This is a genomic window from Corynebacterium sp. HFH0082 (assembly GCF_000411235.1).
Taxonomy (GTDB): Bacteria; Actinomycetota; Actinomycetes; order Mycobacteriales; family Mycobacteriaceae; genus Corynebacterium; species Corynebacterium jeikeium_D.
In genome coordinates, this window is sequence record NZ_KE150404.1 from 1,981,084 (window position 1) to 2,004,788 (window position 23,705).

General features: G+C 58.3%; 19 protein-coding genes and 1 tRNA gene. 10 read left to right on the top strand and 10 right to left on the bottom strand.

What is annotated here, in order from left to right:
* Positions 1 to 25: 25 nt before the first annotated feature.
* A complete protein-coding gene (locus HMPREF1206_RS08550; protein ID WP_016422920.1) occupies positions 26 to 1,411 on the bottom strand; it encodes an esterase family protein in 1,386 nt (461 codons plus the stop codon).
* A gap of 193 nt (positions 1,412 to 1,604) precedes the next feature.
* On the opposite strand from HMPREF1206_RS08550, the gene HMPREF1206_RS08555 reads away from it, so the two are divergent.
* Complete coding sequence (locus tag HMPREF1206_RS08555; protein WP_016422921.1) at positions 1,605 to 2,819, top strand: aminotransferase class I/II-fold pyridoxal phosphate-dependent enzyme; 1,215 nt, start codon at positions 1,605 to 1,607, stop codon at positions 2,817 to 2,819.
* Here HMPREF1206_RS08555 and coaE read toward each other — a convergent pair.
* The 4 genes from coaE to polA all read right to left on the bottom strand — a co-directional run bounded on the left by coaE (position 2,749) and on the right by polA (position 9,290).
* A complete protein-coding gene (gene coaE, locus HMPREF1206_RS08560; RefSeq protein ID WP_042388750.1) occupies positions 2,749 to 3,393 on the bottom strand; it encodes a dephospho-CoA kinase in 645 nt (214 codons plus the stop codon). The two genes, HMPREF1206_RS08555 and coaE, sit on opposite strands and share 71 nt — an antisense overlap.
* A 33-nt stretch (positions 3,394 to 3,426) precedes the next feature.
* On the bottom strand, positions 3,427 to 4,518 hold the full coding sequence (locus HMPREF1206_RS08565) for a glutathione S-transferase family protein (RefSeq protein WP_231367199.1): 1,092 nt from the start codon (positions 4,516 to 4,518) through the stop codon (positions 3,427 to 3,429).
* 380 nt (positions 4,519 to 4,898) lie between these two features.
* On the bottom strand, positions 4,899 to 6,362 hold the full coding sequence (gene rpsA / locus HMPREF1206_RS08570; protein WP_005510285.1) for a 30S ribosomal protein S1: 1,464 nt from the start codon (positions 6,360 to 6,362) through the stop codon (positions 4,899 to 4,901).
* 282 nt (positions 6,363 to 6,644) lie between these two features.
* Positions 6,645 to 9,290, bottom strand: coding sequence for a DNA polymerase I (gene polA / locus HMPREF1206_RS08575; protein WP_081636722.1), 2,646 nt, complete (start codon positions 9,288 to 9,290; stop codon positions 6,645 to 6,647).
* Positions 9,291 to 9,734: 444 nt separating this feature from the next.
* Here polA and HMPREF1206_RS08580 point away from each other — a divergent pair, with 444 nt between their 5' ends.
* The 3 genes from HMPREF1206_RS08580 (at position 9,735) to HMPREF1206_RS08590 (ending at position 11,616) form a co-directional block, all read left to right on the top strand.
* Complete coding sequence (locus HMPREF1206_RS08580; protein WP_016422925.1) at positions 9,735 to 10,325, top strand: TetR/AcrR family transcriptional regulator; 591 nt, start codon at positions 9,735 to 9,737, stop codon at positions 10,323 to 10,325.
* A gap of 189 nt (positions 10,326 to 10,514) precedes the next feature.
* Entirely contained in the window at positions 10,515 to 11,492 is a 978-nt protein-coding gene (locus HMPREF1206_RS08585) for a DUF368 domain-containing protein (protein ID WP_016422926.1), read from the top strand.
* A gap of 50 nt (positions 11,493 to 11,542) precedes the next feature.
* Positions 11,543 to 11,616: transfer RNA gene (locus HMPREF1206_RS08590), tRNA-Leu, on the top strand.
* A 265-nt stretch (positions 11,617 to 11,881) separates the two neighbouring features.
* Here the strand turns inward: HMPREF1206_RS08590 and HMPREF1206_RS08595 are convergent.
* Both HMPREF1206_RS08595 and HMPREF1206_RS08600 read right to left on the bottom strand, forming a co-directional pair.
* Complete coding sequence (locus HMPREF1206_RS08595; RefSeq protein WP_016422927.1) at positions 11,882 to 12,184, bottom strand: hypothetical protein; 303 nt, start codon at positions 12,182 to 12,184, stop codon at positions 11,882 to 11,884.
* A gap of 148 nt (positions 12,185 to 12,332) precedes the next feature.
* Positions 12,333 to 13,091, bottom strand: a complete 759-nt coding sequence (locus tag HMPREF1206_RS08600; RefSeq protein ID WP_016422928.1) for an Ltp family lipoprotein — start codon at positions 13,089 to 13,091, stop codon at positions 12,333 to 12,335.
* A gap of 757 nt (positions 13,092 to 13,848) precedes the next feature.
* Between HMPREF1206_RS08600 and HMPREF1206_RS08605 the strand changes: the two genes are divergently transcribed.
* The 4 genes from HMPREF1206_RS08605 to ehuA all read left to right on the top strand — a co-directional run bounded on the left by HMPREF1206_RS08605 (position 13,849) and on the right by ehuA (position 17,943).
* Positions 13,849 to 15,168, top strand: a complete 1,320-nt coding sequence (locus tag HMPREF1206_RS08605) for an NADP-dependent malic enzyme (RefSeq protein ID WP_016422929.1) — start codon at positions 13,849 to 13,851, stop codon at positions 15,166 to 15,168.
* Positions 15,169 to 15,294: 126 nt separating this feature from the next.
* Positions 15,295 to 16,188 (top strand): ABC transporter substrate-binding protein, encoded by an 894-nt coding sequence (locus HMPREF1206_RS08610; RefSeq protein ID WP_016422930.1) that lies wholly within the window; start codon positions 15,295 to 15,297, stop codon positions 16,186 to 16,188.
* 63 nt (positions 16,189 to 16,251) lie between these two features.
* The gene (locus HMPREF1206_RS08615; protein ID WP_369707174.1) at positions 16,252 to 17,169 is read left to right on the top strand and encodes an amino acid ABC transporter permease; all 918 of its coding nucleotides are present in this window, start codon (positions 16,252 to 16,254) and stop codon (positions 17,167 to 17,169) included.
* Positions 17,170 to 17,943, top strand: coding sequence for an ectoine/hydroxyectoine ABC transporter ATP-binding protein EhuA (gene ehuA / locus HMPREF1206_RS08620; RefSeq protein WP_016422932.1), 774 nt, complete (start codon positions 17,170 to 17,172; stop codon positions 17,941 to 17,943).
* An 8-nt stretch (positions 17,944 to 17,951) separates the two neighbouring features.
* Here the strand turns inward: ehuA and HMPREF1206_RS08625 are convergent, their stop codons facing one another.
* The 3 genes from HMPREF1206_RS08625 to HMPREF1206_RS08635 all read right to left on the bottom strand — a co-directional run bounded on the left by HMPREF1206_RS08625 (position 17,952) and on the right by HMPREF1206_RS08635 (position 20,781).
* Positions 17,952 to 18,713, bottom strand: coding sequence for a sulfite exporter TauE/SafE family protein (locus tag HMPREF1206_RS08625; protein ID WP_042388756.1), 762 nt, complete (start codon positions 18,711 to 18,713; stop codon positions 17,952 to 17,954).
* A gap of 85 nt (positions 18,714 to 18,798) precedes the next feature.
* Positions 18,799 to 20,142 carry an NADP-specific glutamate dehydrogenase gene (gene gdhA / locus HMPREF1206_RS08630; RefSeq protein ID WP_016422934.1) on the bottom strand — a complete coding sequence of 448 codons (1,344 nt, stop codon included), beginning with the start codon at positions 20,140 to 20,142 and terminating at the stop codon, positions 18,799 to 18,801.
* 255 nt (positions 20,143 to 20,397) lie between these two features.
* Positions 20,398 to 20,781 (bottom strand): hypothetical protein, encoded by a 384-nt coding sequence (locus HMPREF1206_RS08635; RefSeq protein ID WP_042388759.1) that lies wholly within the window; start codon positions 20,779 to 20,781, stop codon positions 20,398 to 20,400.
* Between the two features lie 110 nt (positions 20,782 to 20,891).
* On the opposite strand from HMPREF1206_RS08635, the gene HMPREF1206_RS08640 reads away from it, so the two are divergent.
* Together HMPREF1206_RS08640 and HMPREF1206_RS08645 are read left to right on the top strand one after the other, a co-directional pair.
* A complete protein-coding gene (locus HMPREF1206_RS08640; RefSeq protein WP_016422936.1) occupies positions 20,892 to 22,241 on the top strand; it encodes a DUF4921 family protein in 1,350 nt (449 codons plus the stop codon).
* Between the two features lie 43 nt (positions 22,242 to 22,284).
* Positions 22,285 to 23,562: an amidohydrolase gene (locus tag HMPREF1206_RS08645; RefSeq protein WP_016422937.1), complete on the top strand. Its 1,278-nt coding sequence runs from the start codon at positions 22,285 to 22,287 to the stop codon at positions 23,560 to 23,562.
* Positions 23,563 to 23,705: the final 143 nt, after the last annotated feature.

A 23,705-nucleotide genomic window follows, 5' to 3' on the forward strand; every position in this document is an offset into this window, starting at 1 on the left:
TCGAGAAAAACAGTGTTCTTGTGTTCTAGTGGCTTTGCGCCCGGATAAGATTCATTTTCTCCGCAAGCCAGGGGAGCTCGTCGTCAAGCGCGCGATCCCACACTTTCCATTCGTGCGTACCGGAATAGGTGCGCTCTTGGACGTCCATTCCCTGTTCCCGTCCGGCTCGGCAGACTTTCCACAGCCCTTCGATGACATCTTTAGATTCCTCATCGCCGATGGAACAGAATGCGGAATAACCTGTGAAGTCTTCGCCAGAAGCGAAAATCGATAACGGATTATTTGCCTCAAACGTGGCCTTGTCGCCACCAAAGCCCTTCTCGATTGTCGTCTCAAGGTTGTGCAGATTTGGGAACTCCTCGCCTGACATGTCCAGCACGGTACGATACGGGCCTCCCTTACGGCTGAGAACTTGCATCGCGCAGGTACCACCATTGGACAATCCACCTACTGCCCACGACTGCGGTCGAGTATCTACTTGGAAATGTTGCTCCAACCACGCCGGTACGTCATGTTCCAAATAGGTTGCGACCGCCCCATTTTCAGTGTCGGAGCAGAGCGGATTCTTGAAGCTCGAAGATAGCTGATCAACTATCGCCACAATCGGCGCCAAACCATTGTGTTGCTCAGCAAAGCGATCCATAGTATTTTTCAGGTCGCCGTTTACCAGCCAATCCTTCGACGTACCCGGCTGTCCTGGCATCAGTACAAGCACAGGCAGCAGAGGACGAGGTCGAGCGAAATAGGCAGCTGGAACATAGATAATGGAGGAGCGCGGAGAAAAGTCAGTAGCAGGGATATCTGCTTGCACGAGAACGCTGCTATCAGAGCTCAGTTTTTCGACTTGGCGTGGCCGCCACCGTTGTTCCAAGGATGTTTGTTTTGCCGACTCACTGTCACCGGGACGATAAACATCCGCGACCGGCGCGAGCCCATCTACCTCGCCAAAAGCCTGCACTTTGCCTGGTCCGCGTAGCACCTGGGCCAAGTTTGCATACGTGCCATAGTGAATATTGGGAACGGCATAGGCGCCGAGTACTGATAATGAGCAGACGAGAAGACCCGCAATGATGCGCCTAGGCTTCTTGGAAAACGCAATTACAACTAGAGCAACGATGCCGGACAAGCCAGATGCGAATGGTCCGAAAACTTCAATACCGATGTAGTCCGGGATCGGTCGCCACACCTTATTAAGCACATACCAGCCGATGGTGCTCACCACAGAGACAGCCACTACAATCGCGCAAACTTGAATTAGTCCCGATTTTCTAGAGCTGTTCCCCTTTGCAACCAGCCAAAGGAGAAACCCGAGAGTCAGCAGCATTAGTATAACTGCGATAATTTCTGGAACTCTGCCACGCAGCTGTACCAATTTGGCAGCCTCAAGGGCGTACCACGACCAATCTTGCATGCGGTAAAGACTATTTTTTAAAAGGAAGAGAATGCACAGAATATCTGAAGCTCTTATCTAGAATTGTCGCTTCGATTTGTAGCGCTCAGAGATGGCACGCCAAAGCTGGTGTACACAGCTTCGCGGACTGACGACCATCACATCCTGCAGCTTCATGCTTCGAACTCATGAGATTCCACCTACAGTAAATACCATGACTGTTTCCCGCTTGCGCCCCTTCGGCGAGACCATCTTCGCCACCATGTCCCGCCTCGCTACCGAGCACGAGGCGATCAATCTTGGACAGGGCTTCCCCGACTGGGATGGGCCGGACGAGGTGCTCGCGGAGGCGCGACATCAGATAGCTGGAGGAAACAACCAGTACGGCCCCGGCCGCGGTATGAAGGTGCTCCGTGATGCCATCGTCGCCGATCGCGCCCGCCGCACGGGGCAGGTCTACGACGCCGACACCGAATGCCTCGTCACGGTCGGCGCCACGGAGGCGATTGCCGCCACCGCCTTGGGGCATCTCGAACCCGGCAGCCACGTCATCGTCATCGAGCCGTACTACGACTCGTACAAAGCCGTCATCGCACTGGCTAACTGCACATATACCGCGGTGCCGCTCATCCCCGCAGCTTCCGGCACGGCACGCTCCTGGTCGCTCGACCGCAGCGCGCTTGCCGATGCCGTCACCGCCAAAACGGCCATGATCATCATCAATTCGCCGCACAACCCCACCGGCACCGTCCTCGCGGACGAGGACTTGCAGGCCATCGCCGATGTCGCCATCGCAAACCATCTACTCGTGCTTGCCGACGAAGTCTACGAACGCCTGTACTTCAACGGATTGTCACACTCTTCCATCAGCGCTCTGCCCGGCATGCGCGAGCGGACCATTGTCGTGTCCAGTGCCGCAAAAACCTTCAACGTCACCGGCTGGAAGATTGGCTGGACGCTCACCCCGACCGAGCTACTCGATGGCGTGGTTAAAGCCAAGCAGTTCTTGAGCTATGTCGGTGCCACTCCCCTTCAGCCAGCCGTCGCCCGTGGCCTGCAGGAATGCGCACCGTGGGTGGACGAACTGGCGGGGCAGCTCGAGGGCAACATGCGGCTCCTCGCCGATGGCTTGGAGGGCCTTGGCGCCGATGTCTTCACGCCGCAGGCGGGGTATTTTGTCGTCGCCGATATCTCGAGCTGGGGGCTTGGCGACGCCCTGGAGACCTGCACCCGGCTGGTCAAAGAATGCCGCGTCGCAGCCATCCCCGTCACCGCTTTTGTGGATGACCCAGAGTCAGAAAAGTACCGCTACCTGGTACGGTTCGCTTTCTGCAAGCGCGCCGAGGTGATTGAGGAGGCTATTGCGCGGCTACGGGATTATCTTGCTGCCCGGCCTGCAGCTGGCGAATCTGATTCAGCGGCTGAATAATCCGCTCCCAAATCCGGTCGACCTGGCGCACGAGGTCCTCCTCGGTGCCTGAGTTTTCCAGAACCACGTCGGCGAACTGCAGGCGCTTGTCATCGCTGATTTGCTTAGCGATGCGCTGCTTCGCATCCTCTCGGTCTACACCGCGACTTTCCACCAGACGGTCGAGACGGACCTCCACTGGGGTGTGCACAACCACGACGAGGTCCTGCGCTTCCGACTGCCCCATTTCAATCAACAGCGGAGAGTCAAAAACAATGATGGCGTCACCTGCCGCGTTGAACTGCTCTTCGGTGCGCTGCTCAATACGCGGGTGGGTGATGGAGTTCAGCAGCTCCGTCTTCTCCGCTGATACGAAGGCCCGCTTCGCAAGCTCGCCGCGGTTGAGGGAGCCGTCGTCAAACAAAATGCCCTCGCCGAAAGCTTCGGCGAGTTCGGCCAGCGCCGGTTCCCCGGGTTCGACGACATCGCGAGCGATCTGATCAGCGTCGATGATGACGGCACCGAGCTCGGCAAACCTACGGGCGACCGTAGATTTCCCACTGCCCATGCCACCGGTTAGTCCTACTTTGAGCATGTCTCTAAGGGTACGTGGACACGCCCCCGCACGTTAGTGCTTTACGACGAGATCCTCGATGCGGTGACCCTCTTCAACGGGATCTGGGTTGACTGGGGCCGGGGCGGTGCCGTTACCGAATGGGCTGCCACCAAGGGCCTCACGGCCGTGCGGCTGGAGCAGGTCAGAGAGCTCCGGCCCCTTCGGGACAATCCCTAAAGGATTGAGGTCGCGATGGACTTCGTAGTAGTGGCGCTTGATATCGACGAAGTCAGTGGTGTCGCCGAAGCCCGGAGTCTGAAAGAGATCACGCAGGTAGTTGTATAGAACCGGCATCTCGGAGATCTTGCTCCGGTTGCACTTGAAGTGGCCGTGGTAGACGGCATCGAAGCGGATGAGGGTTGTGTAAAGGCGAATGTCGGCCTCAGTGATGTGGTCGCCCATGAGGTAACGGCGGGTCTCCAAGCGCTCAGAAACCTTGTCTAGGGCATTGAACAGCCGGTCGTAAGCCTTGTCGTAGGAGTCCTGCGAGCCTGCGAAACCACAGCGGTAGACGCCGTTGTTGATCTCGGTGTAGATGAACTGCATAAGCTCATCCATTTCCTCGCGCATCTCCACCGGGTAAAGATCCGGGGCGCCTTCGCGGTGGAACTCGGTCCACTCGGTAATGAAGTCCAAGGTGATCCAGGGAAAGTCATTGGTCACGACCTCGCCCGACTCGATCTCGACGATGGCCGGAACAGTAATGCCGCGCTGGTAGTCCGGGAAACGCTTGAGGAATGCCTCCTGGAGGCGCTCGTAGCCTAGTACTTCGTCACGGCCACCTGGTCCCTTGTCGAATGCCCAGGAGCGGGCATCGTGCACTGGCCCTGGAATTCCGACTGAAATTGCATCTTCCAAGCCGAGCAACCTGCGAACAATAAGCGTGCGGTGTGCCCATGGGCACGCGCGAGCCGCGATGAGGCGGTAGCGACCGGCTTCAACGGGCCACGTCTTAATCCCCTCGCCTACTTCGCGACCATCCTTAACAATCCGGTCATTGATATAGCGGGTGTCGCGGTTAAAGTCTTTGCCCTCCTGGGAGTACACACCACCGGTGGAGTGGGAGGAATCCTCTACGTGATTGGCCTGATTCTTTGTTGTCATGTCACCAATCATATGGGCAGAAAGATAGGCTGTCAACGGCAGTAAAGACCGCCAGAGCCACCAAAATCGACAGGACCACCGGGGCATTAGAGTCATTAGGGCCATTAGGACGGCTTGCGCTTCGCCAGTAGCCGGTTACTGTGCAGCAAACTACTTCTGGTGAAGCGTAAGCCCGCCCTAGGCAACAGCGGTGCCCCCCTTCATGGCCCAAAGCTCCATCACCCGGACCAAAGATGCAGCAAGCACCCAAGCCGCCGCTATAAGAACAAGGCCGAGCAGGTGCCCGTCGTAAAGCAAAGAAGGCACGAAAAAGCCCCAGCGAGGAAAACCTCGCCGGGGCGATTTCTCAAAGGGACGTGTAAGCCCCTTAGAGGCCTAGCTTAGTTGCCAGCCAGCTTCTCGCGCAGAGCAGCGAGCTGCTCGTCGGAAGCCAGGGTGCCGCCTGCGTTGTCTGCAGCCGGTGCGGCCGGAGCAGCCGGAGCTGCCTCGCCGGACTCGGAGGAGTAGTTCGAAGCGGTCTCTGCAGCCTCGGCAGCTGCAGCGCGGTGACGCTCGATCTGGGCAGCGTGCAGCTGGTGGTGACGCTCTGCCTCTGCGTAGCGAGCCTCCCACTCTGCGCGCTGGGTCTCGAAGCCCTCCATCCACTCGTTGGTCTCCGGGTCGAAGCCCTCCGGGAAGATGTAGTTGCCCTGCTCGTCGTAGGAGTCGCCCATGCCGTACTTGGTCGGGTCGAACTCTTCGGTGAAGTCCTCGTCAGCCTGCTTGAGGGACAGGGAGATGCGACGACGCTCGAGGTCGATGTCGATGACCTTGACCATGACCTGCTCGTCGACGGAGACAATCTGGTCCGGAACGTCGATGTGGCGGGAAGCCAGCTCGGAGATGTGAACCAGGCCCTCGATGCCCTCCTCGACGCGGACGAACGCGCCGAACGGAACCAGCTTGGTGACCTTGCCCGGAACAATCTGGCCGATTGCGTGAGTGCGGGCGAAGACGCGCCACGGATCTTCCTGAGTAGCCTTCAGGGACAGGGAAACGCGCTCGCGGTTCAGGTCGACCTCGAGAACCTCGACGGTGACCTCGTCGCCAACCTGGACAACCTCGGACGGGTGGTCGATGTGCTTCCAGGACAGCTCGGAAACGTGAACCAGGCCGTCAACACCGCCGAGATCGACGAATGCGCCGAAGTTGACGATGGAGGAAACGACACCCTTGCGGACCTGGCCCTTCTGCAGCTGGTGCAGGAACTCAGAGCGGACCTCAGACTGGGTCTGCTCGAGCCATGCACGGCGGGATAGAACGACGTTGTTGCGGTTCTTGTCGAGCTCGATGATCTTGGCCTCAATCTCCTGGCCGATGTACGGCTGGAGGTCGCGGACACGACGCATCTCGACGAGGGAAGCCGGCAGGAAGCCGCGCAGGCCGATGTCGAGGATCAGGCCGCCCTTGACGACCTCGATGACGGTACCGGTAACCGGCTCGTCGTTCTCCTTGAGCTGCTCGATGGTGCCCCAAGCACGCTCGTACTGAGCGCGCTTCTTGGACAGGATGAGGCGGCCTTCCTTGTCTTCCTTGGTCAGGACCAGCGCGTCGATCTCATCGCCAACTTCGACCACTTCGTCAGGGTCGACATCGTGCTTGATGGACAGTTCGCGGGAAGGAATGACACCTTCAGTCTTGTAGCCGATGTCGAGAAGAACCTCGTCGCGGTCAACCTTAACGACGGTGCCCTCAACGATGTCACCATCGTTGAAGTACTTCATCGTCGAGTCGACAGCGGCCAGGAAATCCTCAGCGGTGCCAATGTCGTTGATGGCAACCTGAGGGACGTTAGAAGTGGACATATAAGATGTGCTCCGAAGCGGATAGAAATCGAAAAACGGACAATTTCGGCCTTGCCCCTCAAAGAAACACCTGGACAACCGGGCCAAATCCGCTTTCGGCGAATCTCACCATTGGCAATTAGTTAACCCGATGTCCATGAAGCTCGAGGCTGCAAAGTCGGCACGCTAATGCATACCTAGCGAACAATACCGATTTGAGCTGCGACATTCAAGTCCGCAACACATCCACGGCAAGCCCGCAACAAGTCCGCCGACCAGCACTACGGCCCGACCTTCGCACCACTAATGCGCAGCAGTATCCCAGTTCACACCAGCACCGATAGAAACATCCAACGGCACCAACAATTCAGCCGCCGAGTCCATCTCCCGATGCAGCAGCTCCTTGATGGCTTCCTCTTCCCCATCTGCAACTTCCACAACCAGTTCGTCATGAACCTGCAGGAGGACACGTGAGCGCAACCCGCCCCGTCGTAAAGCATCGTCGACCCGGAGCATTGCAATCTTAATAATGTCTGCCGCCGAGCCCTGGATCGGCGAGTTCAAAGCCGCACGTTCCGCGTTATCGCGAGCGATGCGGTTGTCGGCGTTGAGTTCCGGCAGGTAGCGACGACGATCGAACATCGTGGCCGTAAAGCCGTCCTTACGCGCCTGCTCAACAACCTTGTGCAGATAATCGCGCACGCCGCCGAAGCGCTCGAAGTAGTCCTCCATGAGCTTCTTCGCCTCGCGCTGCGGAATGTCGAGCTGCTGAGCCAGACCAAAAGCGCTCAGACCATAAGCCAATCCGTAGCTCATCGCCTTTACACGACGACGCAGCTCGGGCGTAACCTCATCGATGCCGACGCCGAAGACCTTCGAGCCGACGTAGTTATGCAGGTCCTCGCCCTGGCGGTAGGCCTCAATCAGCCCCGGATCCTGCGATAGGTGCGCCATCACGCGCATCTCAATCTGCGAGTAGTCCGCGGTGATCAGCTGCTCATAGCCATCGCCGACCACGAACGCCTCACGAATCCGTCGCCCGAACTCCGTGCGCACCGGGATGTTCTGCAGATTCGGCTCCGTCGACGACAGACGCCCCGTCGCCGCGACCGTCTGATTAAAAGTCGTATGAATACGGCCATCATCAGCGACAGCCTTAATCAGCCCCTCCACGGTCGACTTCATCTTCTGCGACTCGCGAAACTTCAGCAGGTAATCCAGGAACGGATGCGGGTTGACCTTCGCCAGCCCCTCAATCTCCTTCGCCGCCGTGGAATAGCCAGTCTTCGTCTTCTTTGTCCTGGGCATCCCCAGCTGGTCAAACAGGACCTCTTGCAACTGCTTCGGCGATCCGAGATTCAGCTCAGGCTTATCGACGAGGTTGCGAGCCTCACTCTCCGCCTCATCGGTAGCCGCCTGCGCCTGCTTTCGGAGCTCCTCGAGCGCATCAACATCGACAGCGATACCGGCACGCTCCATCCGACCCAGCACTGGGGCGAGCGGGACTTCCAGGTCGGCGTACACACTGTAGAGCCCGGCCTCGTCGAGTTCGACAGCCAATCGCTCAGCCAGGTCGATGACGGCGGCGACATGGGAAGCGTCTTCGGCCGGGCCATCGAGCAGGGTCATCTGGCCCTCGGCCTGCGAAAGAGTCTGGCCCAGGTGACGCTGGACGACGTTGTCCAAGCTGTAGCTGCGCTGGCTTGGGCGCAGCAGATACGCAGCCAGGAAGGTGTCGTGGATGACCCCGGCCAGCTCGAAGTCGTAGTTCCAGAGTGCATGCATGGCCGTTTTAGAGTCATGCACCAGCTTCGGATGGTCGCCAGCGAGCCACTCGCGCAGTGCGTCGGCATCTTCGGCGGAAAGATCACCCAAGTCGAGAGAAACAGCCTGGCCGGAGGTCTTGCCCTTCTCATCTGCGGAGCCAATCATCAGGGTGTGCTCCCCGACCTGCAACGCGGCCGGCTCGTGCAGATTATCGAGCCAGGCAGCCAGGGCGCCGTCGTCAAGCGAAACAGCCTCGAGCTTTGTCGCACTGTCGCTGGTGGAGGCGGTGACGCCCGCGCCTTCGATGGAAAGGGTGCGGAACACGCGCTCGCGAAGGTTGTCGCCGAATTCGAGGCGGTCGAAGAAGTCGATGATTCCCTGGGCGTCGGCGGGACGGAGCTCGAGCTCGTTCGGACCGTATGGCAAGGGCAGGTCCTTGACCATTTCGGTGATGTCGCGGTTCAGCTGGACGTTTGCGACGCGCTCGCGGAAGTTATCGCCGACTTTGCCGCGGATTTCGTCAGCGTGGTCGATGAGGTTTGCCAGCGTGCCGTACTGAACGATCCACTTCGTCGCGGTCTTCTCGCCGACCCCCGGAATGCCCGGGAGGTTGTCGGAGGGGTCGCCGCGGAGAGCAGCGAAGTCCGGGTACTGAGTCGGCGTCAGACCGTACTTCTTCTCGATAGCAGCAGGCGTGAAGCGATGCAGCGTGGTGACGCCGCGCATTGGATAAAGCACCGTGGTGGTGTCGTTGACCAACTGGAACGAGTCACGGTCACCGGTGACGATGAGCGTTTCGAAGCCCTCAGGCTTGGCTTGGGTAGCCAAAGTCGCGATAATGTCGTCGGCCTCATAGTTGTCCTTTTCCAGCGTGACGATGCCCATCTCTTTCAGCACCTGCTGAATAAGCGGCACCTGACCACGGAATTCCTCAGGAGTCTTCTCACGCTGAGCCTTATACTCCGGGAAGATCTCGTTGCGGAAGGTCTCGCGGGCGACGTCGAAGGCGACCGCCACGTGCGTGGGCTTTTCCTCGCTGAGGATATTGGACAGCATAGAAAGGAAGCCGTACACCGCATTCGTTGTCTGACCACCGGTGGTTGAGAAATTATCCACCGGAAGGGCAAAGAACGCGCGGAAGGCCATGGAATGACCGTCGATAAGCATGAGGGTCTTCTTCATGACATCCCAGTGTAGGAAAATATTGAACAGCGTAGGAAAACTGAGATGCGCGCTGAGGAATCGCGAGCTGCGGAGGATGAGCTGTTGGCCGACCAGCTTCAGTGAACAATAATTACGGTAATCAGGCTGTATTTTGAAACGGGTTCAGTAGCCCCTTAGCCCACCTGAACAGTGATTCGCAAGAGTGAGCCTCTCGAGCGTCGCTTGGCACCTGGTTTCAGTTTCCGAAATGCTGTAATCCAACTTTAATATTCGCCTTATTTTCCTGGAGTTTTTCCATATTTTCCAGCGATTGGTCAACAACATGCACGGAACCCGCCCCAAATGAGGCACCTAGAAATTACCCCCTCTTTGAGGTGGCCGCGAAAACATATCACCACGTCCTGCGCATACCTCTGAAATCAATTGGCGTAGTTACGCTTTCATGGCTTTAGACTCTTCAGCATGAGTGAGTTCGATTCGACCGATTTCCAACGGAGCGCCCAGTCCACCCGCGAGCGCATCATCGCGGCTGCAGCTCGGCACTTCGCGCGCAAGCCTTTGCGAAGCGTGCCGCTGAAGGAAATTGCCAGCGATGCGGGCGTTAGCGCGCCGCTCATCATCAAGTACTTCGGCTCCAAAGAAGGTCTCATGGCCGAACTGATTGACTTCAGCCAGTTCAAAGGCACACTCAGCCGAGCTCCCTTCAATGAACTTGGCCAGCGGATGGCCAGCGCTATTTTGACTGGTCAAGGAATGGCCGGACAATCCATGATTCCGCTGATTGTCGGATCCCTCGACTCCGAGGAAACCGCAAAAGTCATTGCCGAGCGGTTCAATGAAGCTGTTGCAGATGACTTGATTCGCCGCGTCGAAGAGGACGGACCGGAAGACGTTAGCCACGATGCTGCTGTGCACCGCAGCCAGATGGCTATTTCCCTCTGCGTCGGATACCTAGTTCTTTCTGATACTGGTCTGATCGATGAGGCCAACGCGCCGAGGATTTCGGTTGAGGCCCTGGGTAACTGCCTGCAGCAGATTATCGAGCACGGCTAAGAACCGAGCACGGCTAAGAAAGCAGCTCCACTGCCCACTGCCCACCGACTATTCCTGCGTAACTCACTGAATCAGCAGCGCCGCCCCAGGCGCTGCTTTTTGTTTTGTGTCCTTAATCGCACCCCGAAGCCACCAATACACACACGGAAATATGCTTCTTCTCAGGTGGAAGACATACAATGGCCTGCGATGTCTACTGAAAATACGAGCGCTCCTGGCGCAGAGTCGACCACGCTGCCGACCACGAGCCCCTACTCTGAAATCCCGAAGCCGACCCCGCTGGGTGTCATCGCCAACGCAGTTCGCGGTGGCCTCATTGGTCTCGCCGAGACGATTCCGGGGGTCTCCGGCGGCACCCTTGCGCTGATCACGGGCATCTACGGACGCCTGATTGAATCGGCAAAGCGCATCACCGACCTGCCGCGGGCAATTTCGAAGGGCACCTTCAAGGAGGACCTGCGCAGAATCGACTGGTGGCTGCTCATCCCGGTGGCTATCGGCATGGTTGCCGTGGTCTTCTCCATGGCAGGCGTCATGGAGAACTTCGTCACCAACCAACCAGTCGCTTCCCGAGCACTGTTCATGGGCATGATCGCCGCCTCGATCACCATGCCGCTGAACGAGCTACCGCCAGGCGCTCTGCGTCAGCCGGGCATGCGCGGCAAGGCCATCGCCGTCTTCCTGTTCTTCAGCATCGCCCTGTTCGCGCTTACTTCCCTGCCACAGGCCGCACCGACGCAGCCGCCTCTCTGGCTCGTACTCATCGCCGCCTCGATTGCCGTGTGGGCACTGGTTCTGCCGGGCGTTTCGGGCTCTTTCTTCCTACTGGTCATCGGACTCTACGCACCGACCATGGGCGCAATTCACGACCGTGACTTCGCCTACATCGGCACGTTCTTCGTCGGCGCGCTGATCGGCATCGTCCTGTTCATCCGCCTCCTCGAATGGCTGCTGAGTACGCACCAGGCGCTCACGTTGGTCGCCATGTCCGGCCTCATGCTCGGTTCACTGCGCGCTCTCTGGCCGTGGCAGACCGAAAACAACGAGCTCCAGGGCATCGGCTCCGACTGGGGACTCGCCCTCGGGCTCTTCATTCTCGGCGCCGCAATCGTCAGCGTCGTCGCTTATGCGCAGCGCCGTTTTTCTAATTCGGGGTCGATGGACTAAACTAGTCAAAGTCGCTTCGATAGAGCATTTTCGCTTATCGACGGCTTTGCGCCCCTGTAGCCCAATTGGCAGAGGCAACGGATTCAAAACCCGTCCAGTGTGAGTTCGAGTCTCACCGGGGGCACGATTTTAAAACCCGCTTTCACCTGGCTTTTAGCCTGGTGGGGGCGGGTTTTTGCTTGTCTGCGTATTCACTATCTTTCACTCTTTTTCACGCACTTTCACGGGTATTTTGCACCAAAAATGAGCCAAAAAAGAGCCACGTATTGCCTGCTGAATCCTGCGTTAACTCCTGGGTGAATCTGTTTTTGGGAATAAGAAAACCCCGCCACTACCGATTGAGTGAACGGGGCAGTGCCATGGCAGGGACTCGCACCCCGCGAATGTGGCTACTCCATGGCTTTTGAGTCCGTTGATTTCAACAGGCGAGCATACGCTCTGAAAACTTCTTCATCGCCATCGGCGTACTCGGAAATCCCACTCAACAAAGCTTGCCGCTGCTCTTCTATGATGGAGACTCGAAACTCAGCGATGTCTTCTGCAAGATAGGTGGCTGCGTCTGCGTAGCGGCGCAGTGTCGCGGTTACTTCTGATTTGCCGCCGCGGTCGCCGATGCGGGCGCGGTTGATAAACGGCACGAATTGTACCGCGCCGAAGTTGTGCTGCAGACACTCGCTCAACTGCCCGGTCACACATTAAAACTGCCAAGACGGTTTCCGCTTCACCAACAGCCGTTCAGTGTGCAGCAAATGCATTCTGGTGAAGCGGAAGCCGTCCTTTTGCAGCAGGCATCCAACTGGACTCTGGCCAATTGGCGTCATCAACAAACGAAGCCCGCTGCTACAGGTTATCCACCGCGTACTGAGCTTCCTCCGGAGTAAACTGCTCGCCGTATTCCGACGTCAGCTGCTCGTAAACAGCATCCGGGGACATTGCCATCGAATCCTGATAGATTCTCGCCTTTTCCAGTGCGTTCTTATTCCAGTCCGCTTCAAGGTTATCCATTGCATACTGGGCAGCCTCCGGTGAGAACTTCTCGCCATACTCCGAGGTCAGCTGATCATAAATACCGGCCTTCGACATGTGCATGCGATTCGCGTAAATCTCTGCCTTGCGGAGAGCATTTTTGTATTCGGTCGGGACCTTCTCATCCTGCTTTTGCTGCTCCCCCGTCTGACCTTGCTGCTCATCTGCACCTGCCTCAGGTGCCTCAGCGAAATCGGCATTCTCAACAGTCCCAGAATCAGCCGCAACGGCAGTCTCCGAACCAAAGAGAGATGCAGCTTCAGAATCGGAACCCGACTCAGTGTCACCGCCACCAGTCAAGCTGGCCGCCACAGCGAGGACCACGACAGCGCCCGCGGCAATACCACCCCATTTGAAGCAGCCACCCTTCTTCTTTTCTTTCGGAGCCGGAGGCATCTGCCCCGCTGCCGACGGACCCTGCGGGTAGGGCTGCTGGCCGAGCGGATCCTGCGGGCTGTGCTGGTAGGACTGCTGCCCCAGCGAATCCTGCGGATTCTGGGAGCCGTACGGATTCTGGGAGCCATACGGGTTCTGTGGACTCTGCGGGTTCTGGGGGAAAGTGGAATCGGACATCGTAAGAAGCCTCCTGCGTAGAAGTTGCAATAAACGAACAGCTCTCTGTCGTCAGTTGGAACTATCCCAGGAACTCCGGATTCAACTTTCCGCACTACACAAATATTTTCGATTCGCGAACCATAAGGCACCACTGAAGGTAAGAAAAAACCAGGCCTCTACCCCATAGAACAGGGCTTGGAACTGGTTAATCTCTTTAAAAACTAACCTTCAACCCCGGCCAGCGCTTACTCAATATCGGCAAATAATATCGCCAACATTTTCCAAACCAATAGAAGGCCAAAAGCGGCCAAGGCATGGAGCCCCTCCAACGACAGCCGCCCATATGGAACCCGACAGCACATAGACACCCCACCGAAGGCACTTCCTAACAAAGATGCTTCCGAGCAAGCTCGATGCACACCTTCATCACAAACGACGCAGCTGAGTAGCCCTTAACACAAACGATGCCATGGCAGGACTCGTCGAACTCGGCAAAAGCCGGGGTTCCGGCATCACGCCCGCGGCCGCCAGCCCCACGACACTTCCCAAATCCCCGCTCCCCCAACCGCAAAGATTTTATTTTCCACCCCACTGTCCATATAATGAGATACCAATCCCGTATAGCAAGACTGGTTTAGTTTTTACGCACACCACTACGTATCACCTGCCAAGCTTTGCTCCCGGCTTTACGCACTGCCCACCAGCAGCTCACGCCGCGGTCGAGTTTTCTCAAAGTACAAAGTACTCAGTACTCAACACGTTTTGGACTGTCATCATGCCTGCTGCGAATTCCCCCTCTAGCTCCTCCGCCCACACTGCGAACGCGAACTCCGCTAAGACGCCACTTCACGCAGTACCGGAGGACACCGCCCCCACAGATCCGTCGACCATCACCGATGCGGAAATCTTTGAGGCACACCGAGGCGGCAAGCTCCGCTCCCACTCCACCATGAAGCTCGAGACAATTCGCGACCTCTCCATCGGCTACACCCCAGGTGTCGCTCGCGTCTGTGAGGCCATCCACGAAGATCCGGCTCTGGCCCGCACCTACACCTGGACCGGCCAGAACGTCGCAGTGGTTTCCGACGGCACCGCCGTGCTTGGCCTTGGCGACATCGGGCCCAAGGCCGCGCTACCGGTGATGGAAGGAAAAGCCCAGCTCTTCGAGCAGTTCGCCGGCATCTCCGCTGTGCCAATCGTCCTGGATACCCTCAATACAGAGGAAATCATCCAGACGGTCAAGGCGCTGGCGCCGTCGTTTGGCGGAGTGAACCTCGAAGACATCTCCGCGCCTCGCTGCTTCGAGATCGAGCAGCGTCTCGACCAAGAGCTCGACATCCCCATCTTCCACGACGACCAGCACGGCACCGCCATCGTCATCGCCGCCGGCCTGATCAACGCCTGCAAGCTGACCGGCCGCAGCTTCCAGGATCTCCGCGTGGTCATCTCCGGCGCTGGTGCCGCTGGTGTCGCTGCGACGAAGATGCTGCTGTCCGCTGGCGTGTCCGACATCGTCGTCGTCGATTCGCGCGGCATCATCCACCCGGACCGCGAGCCACTGAGCGACATCAAGCAGTGGGTCGCCGGCATGACTAACCCACGCGGTATCACCGGCTCGATCAACGATGCGCTTGTCGACGCTAACGTGTTCATCGGCGTCTCTGCCGGCCGTATCGGCGAGGATGCGATTAGCCAAATGGCCGCTGACCCGATTCTGTTCTCGCTGGCCAACCCGATTCCGGAGATTCCGATGGAAGTCGCCCGCAAGTACGGAGCCGTCGTGGCCACTGGCCGCTCGGATCATCCGAACCAGATTAATAATGTGCTGGCCTTCCCGGGTCTGTTCCGTGGCGCACTGGAGGCGGGTGCCAAACGGATCACCGAGGCCATGAAGCTGGCTGCTACTCAGGCCATTGCAAATGTTGGCGTAGAAGACCTGAGTGCCGACCGCATTATTCCGTCGGCACTGGATTCGCGCGTCATGCCGGCCGTGGCGAAGGCTGTCCGCGATGCTGCGCTGAGCGACCCGGCCTCCGGCGCGGTCGGCCCGCTCGACGTCACTGGCAATGGCTTTGCTGCAGCTGAAGCGAACTAGAAAACCGGCGCTGACTATTCCCCGGGAAGTCTGAAAAGTGTGCGGTTTTCCTGCACCAGCCTAAGACGCAGCTGAATAGGGGTACCGAATTTAAGGTATTCCTGTGCCTAGGTAACATATTCAGATATGAAAAGACCCATCGCATTGGCGGCTGCCACGCTGACTGCGACCTTGTTCTTAGGGCTTACAGGCTGCGTCACCAATGACGAAAGCGGTAACCCCGAGGGCTGGTCAGAGATCAAACCGGCAGCGGTCCCCGAACTGGCGAAACAGGTCCCAGCAGATCTTCGTAAGCGCGAAGTATTGCGCATCGGCACCAACCCAACATTCGCCCCGGCAGAGTTTAAGGATTCCGCCGGTTCCATCATCGGATTCGACATTGACCTCATGCGGGCCATGGCCAGCGTCCTGGATCTGCGGCTGGAAATCCAAGAACAGGATTTCGCACTGATTCTGCCGGCCCTGTCGGCCGGCGCAGTTGATGTTGGTGCCTCCGGCTTCACCTCAAACGAGGAGCGCCGCAAGACCTACGACTTCGTCGACTACCTGGATACCGGCCTGCAGTGGGCACGTCGCCCGGGCAGCGACGCCAGCTCCGACAACTACTGTGGCAAAACTGTCGCTGTTCAGCGCAATACCGTCGCTGACATGGAGGACCTGCCGGTAAAGAATCAGGATTGTCTGGATCGCGGTTTGCCACCAATTAACAAATTGGCCTACCAGGATGCTGGTACCGCAGCTACCACCGTGGTGCTGGGGCGTGCTGACGCGCTGGCAGCTGACTCACCAGTCAGTGCCTACGCGGTCAATCGTTCTGAGGGCAAACTCGAACTTGCCGGAGATATCTACGATGGTGCCCCGTTCGGCTTCGCTATTCCGAAGGATTCAGAACTCGGCCCAGTACTCCAGCAGGCGCTGCAGTACCTCATCGACAACGGCCAGTACAAGCAAATCCTGACCACATGGGGTTTGGAAGACGGTGCTTTGGAACGCGCCACTATTAACGGAGAGGAACTTTAAGTGAGCGACTCATCTGCGTCTGGCGCCCGCTACGAGGCCACACAGGCGGAACTCAACGAAGAAATTAAGGCCAAACCGCTGCCGCACCCGGGTCGCTGGATCACCGCAGCAGTGCTGCTTGTGCTCTTCCTGTGGTTCATCATCGGTGCCGCCCGCAACGAGGCCTACCACTGGGATGTTTACTTCCAGTACCTGTTCGACACACGAATCGCCGCTGCCGCTGGCTGGACCATTGCACTAACGGTCCTGGCCATGCTCATCGGTATCGTCGGCGGTGCCATCGTCGCCGTACTCCGAATGTCGGACAACCCCGTGCTGTCCACTGTTGCTTGGTTCTACCTGTGGGTTTTCCGAGGAACTCCGGTCTACGTGCAGCTGGTCTTTTGGGGCCTCCTCGGCACTATCTACTCGACGATTGACCTGGGCGTTGCCGAGGTTGATCTCAGCACTGTCCTGTCCAATACCTTTGTGTTAGCGTTCGTCGGTCTCGGCTTGAATGAGTCCGCATACATGGCTGAAATTGTCCGTGCCGGCATCCAGGCTGTCCCGGAGGGCCAGACCGAAGCATCGAAGGCACTGGGTATGAGCTGGTGGCAGACTGTCCGCCGCACCATCTTGCCACAGGCTATGCGCATCATCATCCCGCCGACGGGCAACGAGTTCATCTCCCTGCTGAAGACCACTTCGCTGGTCATCGCAGTGCCGTTCTCGCTGGAACTCTACGGCCGCTCCACGGACATCGCCAATGCGCTGTTCCTGCCGGTGCCGATGCTGCTTGTCGCCGCCACCTGGTACTTGGTCATCACATCAATTCTGATGGTCGGACAGTTCTACCTTGAGCGCTACTTCGCCCGCGGCGCTACCCGTCAGCTCACCGCCCGCCAGCTGGCCGCGCTTGCCGACGCCGAAGGTGTGCCGCTTGCAAATGCTCGCGTTGTCGATAAGGACGAAGAGCACTTCTACCGAGAGGATCCGCAGTAAATGACTACCAAAGATTTGATGGTTGAGGCGCAAAAGGTTCGGAAGAACTTCGGCCGTCTCGAGGTCCTCAAGGGCATCGACCTGGAAGTTCCACGCGGTACGGTTACCTGCCTCATTGGGCCTTCGGGCTCCGGTAAGTCCACACTGCTGCGCTGCATCAACCACCTGGAGAAGGTCAATGCCGGCCGTCTCTACGTCGACGGTTCCCTGATTGGCTACCGCGAAAAGAACGGCAGCCTCTACGAAATTTCCGCCGCAGAAGCTGCCCGTCAGCGTCGCGATATCGGCATGGTGTTCCAGAACTTCAACCTGTTCCCGCACCGCACGGTGCTGGGAAATATCACCGAGGCACCAGTGCTGGTAAAGGGCGTCTCTCAGGAGCAGGCTGAAAAGCGTGCCATGGAGCTGCTGGAGACTGTTGGTCTGGCTCACAAGGCCGATGCCTACCCTGTTCAGCTCTCGGGCGGTCAGCAGCAGCGTGTTGCCATTGCTCGAGCCCTGGCCATGGAGCCGAAGCTAATGCTCTTCGATGAGCCGACTTCCGCTCTTGACCCCGAGCTCGTCGGTGAGGTTCTCAACGTCATGCGTGGTCTGGCCGATAAGGGCATGACCATGGTCGTCGTGACGCACGAGATGGGCTTTGCCCGCGAAGTCGCCGACCAGGTCGTGTTTATGGCTGACGGCGTGGTCGTGGAGAAAGGCACCCCGGATGAGGTGCTGGGTAATCCGCAGCACGAGCGCACCCGCAACTTCCTGTCTTCGCTGTTGAAGTAACAGCAAGCCTAAGCGCCAAAAGTTGCGGAGATTCCGCGAAACATAGTGACTGCCGCGCCGGTAGTCGCCAGAATGACCGCGAGCTTTCGGGCTTGCACAATGGGCACTCGTCGGGAAACGCGAGTGCCCAAAAATATACCCACAATCATGGCAACCAAACACAGCGGCCAGAGGATAACCGGTGTGGTGGCGAAGACAGATACGTCACCGCTGATTTCCTTGAACAGCAAGGACAACGCGCCGGAAACAAAGAAGAGCGGTTGCAGGGTGGCTGCAAATGTCTGCGCTGGCCAACGGGAAGCCTGTGCGTAAACGGTAATGGCTGGGCCCGCAATGCCGGCCAGGGTATTCATAAAACCGCCGGCCACGCCTGAGGCAACGGCGTATTGTGGGCCGTCGACACGCATGCGCTGAGGCATAAACGATGTCACCAGCAGCGCAAGTAGCACGAGCCCGCCGACCAACACCTGGAGCGGCCCGCTGGGCGTGTTGTGAACCACCCAAGCGCCGGGGAGCGCGCCGAGAGCCATCACCGGGCCAATCAGCCAGAATTTCTTCCAATCGACGTTTTCTCGCACCGAGATGGTCTGCATGATCGCATTGACCGATGCGAGCACGTTAATAATCAAAATTCCTGCTACGGGACCTGCAACCAGTGAGAGGACCGGACCTCCCAACAGTCCGAGCCCCATACCGGCTATTCGCTGCATCAGGGCCCCGATGAAAATCGTTGCCACGATAAAGACAAAAGCCCACACTGATAACTCCATAGGAGGGAGTTTACAGCGTGGGCTTTTTGGCTATTCGACGGGCGGGGTCGCCGAGGATCCGTCGTAAAGCGGAAACGTTAGCAGACTAGATGACGCCCTGAGCCAGCATTGCGTTAGCGACCTTCTTGAAGCCTGCGATGTTGGCACCGAGCACGTAGTTACCCTCGTGATCGTACTCAGCGGCGGTGGTTTCGCAGTTCTTGAAGATGTTGGTCATGATGCGCTTCAGGCGCTCATCGGTGTAGGAGAAGGACCAGGAATCGCGGGTAGCGTTCTGCTGCATCTCCAGAGCGGAGGTTGCAACACCGCCAGCGTTGGCAGCCTTGCCCGGCGCAAAGTGGACACCGTTGGCCTTGAAGACCTCGATAGCCTCCGGGGTGGACGGCATGTTTGCGCCCTCAGCAACGAAGCGGCAGCCGTTGTCGACCAGCAGCTTGGCGGACTCGCCATTGAGCTCATTCTGAGTTGCACACGGCAGTGCGACATCAGCCTTGAGCTCCCAGATGTTGCCACCCTCGTGGAACTCAGCGCCCTCAGCCTCAGCGACGTACTCGGAGACGCGAGCACGACGAACTTCCTTGATTTCCTTCAGCAGCTCGACGTCGACACCGTTCGGGGTGGAGACGTAACCGGAAGAGTCAGAGAAACCGACGACGGTAGCGCCGAGCTCCTGAGCCTTCTTAATGGCGTAGATGGCGACGTTACCGGAACCGGAAACGATGACCTTGGCACCGTTGATGTCAGCACCGTTGGCCTTCATCATCTCTTCAGTGAAGTAGACACAGCCGTAACCGGTGGCCTCGGTACGAACCAGGGAACCGCCCCAGGTCAGGCCCTTACCGGTGAGAACGCCGGACTCGTGCTGGTTGGCCATACGGCGGTACTGACCGAACAGGTAGCCAATCTCGCGGCCGCCGACGCCGATGTCACCGGCCGGGACGTCACGGTACTCACCGATGTGGCGGTGCAGCTCAGTCATGAACGACTGGCAGAAGCGCATGATTTCTAGCTCGGACTTGCCCTTCGGATCAAAGTCGGAGCCACCCTTGCCGCCACCGATCGGCAGGCCGGTCAGGGAGTTCTTGAAGATCTGCTCGAAGCCCAGGAACTTAATGATGCCGAGGTTCACGCTCGGGTGGAAGCGCAGACCACCCTTGTACGGGCCCAGCACAGAGTTGAATTGAACACGGAAGCCACGGTTGACCTGGACCTTCCCCTGGTCATCGACCCACGGCACGCGGAAAATGATCTGACGCTCCGGCTCACACAGACGCTGAACCAAGCCGTAGTCACCGTAGTGTGGGTCCTTTTCCAGGACGACCTTCAGCGACTCCAGAACTTCTGCCACTGCCTGGTGGAACTCCGGCTCACCGGCGTTTCGGGTGAGAATCTGGTCATAGAGTCCCGAAACCTTCTGCTCGATATTCAAAATAAACCTCTCTGCGAAACCATTATGGCGCCCACGAAGAACAAACCGTCAGCGGTTGTAAACCACTTCCCGGTTGCCGTAACTCGGTGGCACAGGTTGTGTGCACAAGGACTGGGCAACTGTAGATATTGAAGCGGACATAATTATACAACGGCATATTGCTGGGAAAACTCGTAGCGATTTGCGCTACACCCGTTGGCCAAGCCAATCACTGACTCTGTGGAGGCTTACACTTTTCACGAATTAGGTAGGAAATTACCTAAATACGGCAACATTCCAGGGATACGTCGCAACAGATTCGAGCATTTCGTCGAACTCACGCAGCACTGGGTCCGGGGGCAATTCTGCACGCGGAGTCAGTAGCTCAGAGAGGTCCATAGCGAGTTCATTGAGAGAACCGCCGTGCTGATCGAAGCTCAAGAGATAACGGAATACCTTCCTATCCCCCAACGGCTCCTTCGGGTTCTCACGCTCCCACTGCTCCACCAACTGCGCGTCAGTGTCCGCCGACGCCACCGAAACATCCACGTCACTAATTCGCCCGGCGCGGTCAAACTCACTCAACTTGGTACGAAATGCCTCGGCCAGCGCCTCCGATTCGGTCGGCTTCACCAGGCAGTGAAAAACAATCTTCGACATAACTTCACAGGCTAAGCCACGCGAGACGGCCAGACAATAGCTAACCGTCGTCAAGCCCTGTCCCCCTACATTGGCGCGCCGACCGCCAGCAAAGACGTAGTGTTGGACTTATGCAGGCTTTCAGCAATCCCCTCATCACGCTTGCCGACGGCACGGTGAAGCAAGTCAATCCTTTTTCCGGTACCCAGGTGTGGACAGTCCCAGGTCGTGGCAATCGGCCGTTGGGAATTAAGCACACGGATCCGCAGCCATTGAGCGAGGAGGATTTTGGATCCCGCGACTCCTTTGGCTGGAACAACCTGCTGCAAACCCCGCCGGAGAAGGCCCGTGTTGTCCTCGACGAATCGGTATTCGGCGGCTACAGCACGGTGACCGGAGTACTGCCCGACCAGCTCTTCGACACCACCGCGGAGTTCCGCCGCGTGCCCAACCTGTTCGAGATCGTCTCCTATGACTATTGGTCGGAAAACTATGGCTTCGAGCCCGACCGCGAAACTCAGCAACGTATGGAGGCCTACCTCGATGACCCGAAGGGCCGCGAGCACGTGCTCAATATCATTCGCACGCGCTACCGCGCCGCTGGACGCAGTGAAGAGGAAATCAGCGCGCTTTCCGACGAGGAATTGCTGCGCCGCGCCCCAAGCTATTTCGCCGGCGGCCACGATGTGATTGTTGCCCGTCGCCACTTTGTCGACGGCGCTACCCACGATAATCAGCTGGCTTCTTCTGGCACATTGAGTGTTGCCGAGCACCGCGCACTTATTGCGTTTACCGTCGAGTCGATTGCTGACCTGTACCGACGTAACCGCTACGTGCGTTATGTGGCCGCTTTCCAAAACTGGCTAAAACCGGCAGGCGCAAGCTTCGATCACTTGCACAAGCAGCTTGTGGCCATCGATGAGCACGGTGAGCAGCTCAAGCGCGAAGTACAGGCGGTGCGCAAGAACCCGAATATCTACAACGAATACGCAGTGGACTATGCGGCCCGCCACAACCTGGTTATCGCGGAAAACGAGCACGCGGTGGCTTTCGCAGGATTCGGACACCGGTACCCGACGCTGGAGATCTTCTCGAAGTCAGATGTCTGCGAACCGTGGCTGCAAACCCGGGCTGAGATCGACGCAATGTCGGACCTGATTCACGCATGTCATGCAGCTGCCGGCCCCACTATTCCGTGTAACGAGGAATGGCACCACCGCCCTGTCGATTTGGATGCCCGCATGCCGTGGCGCGTAATGATTAAGTGGCGCACCTCGAACCTGGCCGGCTTTGAAGGTGGCACCAAGATTTATCTGAACACCATCTCCCCATGGGATCTGCGAGACCGCGTTGTCCCGGAGATGTACCGTTTACGGGAGACCGGAAAGATCTCGGACAGCATCCACATTGCGACCGAGTGCCAGTGCCAGCCAAACTCGCTGAAATACAACCCGCTCGTTGAAGACGGGTCGCGGCTGTAGTTCTCTGGCACAGAGTAGAGAGAAGTTAGGAGTCTTAAACCAGGTGAGCAACAATGAAGCACGACTGAGCCGCATTCGCGACCTCATCGCCGCCCATCGAGTGCCATTGGACCGGCAGTGGGAAATCTACCGCTACCTGCACCAGCACCCGGAGCTATCTCAGGCGGAGGAGAAAACTGCCGCGTATCTGGCCGGTGCTCTTCGCGACATGGGCACTTACACAGTGCATGAGGGAATCGGTGGTCACGGCCTCGTTGGTGTCATGGAAAATGGCCCCGGCCCTACCGTGCTGTTCCGCGCTGATATCGATGCGCTTCCCGTTTTCGAGGAAACAGGTGTGGACTTCGCTTCCTCTGCTACCGGTACCGCCCGCGATGGTTCTGCCACCGCCGTCATGCACGCCTGTGGCCATGACATGCACATGACGGCCGGTCTTGGTCTGGCTAGCCTGATGGCAGCAACTAAGTCTGAGTGGTCGGGTACTTACATTGCCCTGTTCCAGCCCGCCGAGGAACTGGCCTGCGGTGCACAGGCCATGATTGACGACGGCCTGGCAGACCTCATCCCCACCCCAGATGTGTGCTTCGGCCAGCACATTGTTCCCGGCCCCGCAGGTCAGGTAATGACCATGCCCGGCCCGGCACTTGCTGGTTGTGACACTATTAGCATCACGCTGACAGGTCGCTCCGCACATGGGTCTATGCCGCACAACGCCATTGACCCGACATACTTGGCTGCCGCAGTCGTTCTGCGCTTGCAAGGAATTGTAGGGCGCGAGATTCCTCCCCACGAGTTTGGTGTTTTGTCCGTCGGCACGCTGCAGTCCGGCAATTCGAATAACACAATCCCTGGCCAGGCCAAGATTGTGCTGAACATTCGCTACTACTCCAACGATGTGCGCGCGAAGCTCATTGCGGGCATTGAGCGCGTTGTTCGTGGCGAATGCCTGGCTTCCGGCACTGAGGTTGAGCCTGTGATTGAGTACTCCGATCACGGCGAAGTCACTGACAATGATCCGGAGGCGTTTGCCACGATTCGCCCGGTCATGGACGCTGTGCTCGGCGACGATTCCACCGACGCTGTGCCGTGGACCGCATCGGAGGACTTCTCAGACCTGCCGCGTGGACTGAACTGCCCATATGTCTACTGGACCGTTGGCGCCACACCTCGGGATACGTGGGAAGCCGCCGTTGCTGCCGACCGCGTGGTCGAAGACGTACCGTCGAACCACATGCCGACATTCCTCCCGGATTTCAAGCCGACGGCTACCTCCGCGACTTCTGCCGCCGCTGCCGCCGTGCTGTCCTACTTGGCAAAGTAAGGGCTGTGTGCCGGCCGCTTGCCACCGCGCACCGCGCCAAAAAAGACAGCTCAGTTTTCGGGTTGTCAGTTTTGCTACTTAACCCCCCAGGTCGAAAGGCTCTTACAAAAAGCCGGTAAGCCCCAAAAGGACTTACCGGCTTT

Coding starts and splice junctions, on each gene's coding strand:
- coaE (WP_042388750.1), bottom strand. CDS start 3,393: ATGCTCAAAGTAGGACTAACCGGTGGCATGGGCAGTGGGAAATCTACG.
- HMPREF1206_RS08555 (WP_016422921.1), top strand. CDS start 1,605: ATGACTGTTTCCCGCTTGCGCCCCTTCGGCGAGACCATCTTCGCCACC.
- HMPREF1206_RS08550 (WP_016422920.1), bottom strand. CDS start 1,411: ATGCAAGATTGGTCGTGGTACGCCCTTGAGGCTGCCAAATTGGTACAG.
- HMPREF1206_RS08600 (WP_016422928.1), bottom strand. CDS start 13,091: ATGTCCGATTCCACTTTCCCCCAGAACCCGCAGAGTCCACAGAACCCG.
- HMPREF1206_RS08640 (WP_016422936.1), top strand. CDS start 20,892: ATGCAGGCTTTCAGCAATCCCCTCATCACGCTTGCCGACGGCACGGTG.
- rpsA (WP_005510285.1), bottom strand. CDS start 6,362: ATGTCCACTTCTAACGTCCCTCAGGTTGCCATCAACGACATTGGCACC.
- HMPREF1206_RS08580 (WP_016422925.1), top strand. CDS start 9,735: ATGAGTGAGTTCGATTCGACCGATTTCCAACGGAGCGCCCAGTCCACC.
- HMPREF1206_RS08625 (WP_042388756.1), bottom strand. CDS start 18,713: ATGGAGTTATCAGTGTGGGCTTTTGTCTTTATCGTGGCAACGATTTTC.
- HMPREF1206_RS08610 (WP_016422930.1), top strand. CDS start 15,295: ATGAAAAGACCCATCGCATTGGCGGCTGCCACGCTGACTGCGACCTTG.
- HMPREF1206_RS08585 (WP_016422926.1), top strand. CDS start 10,515: ATGTCTACTGAAAATACGAGCGCTCCTGGCGCAGAGTCGACCACGCTG.
- polA (WP_081636722.1), bottom strand. CDS start 9,290: ATGAAGAAGACCCTCATGCTTATCGACGGTCATTCCATGGCCTTCCGC.
- ehuA (WP_016422932.1), top strand. CDS start 17,170: ATGACTACCAAAGATTTGATGGTTGAGGCGCAAAAGGTTCGGAAGAAC.
- HMPREF1206_RS08565 (WP_231367199.1), bottom strand. CDS start 4,518: ATGACAACAAAGAATCAGGCCAATCACGTAGAGGATTCCTCCCACTCC.
- HMPREF1206_RS08635 (WP_042388759.1), bottom strand. CDS start 20,781: ATGTCGAAGATTGTTTTTCACTGCCTGGTGAAGCCGACCGAATCGGAG.
- HMPREF1206_RS08605 (WP_016422929.1), top strand. CDS start 13,849: ATGCCTGCTGCGAATTCCCCCTCTAGCTCCTCCGCCCACACTGCGAAC.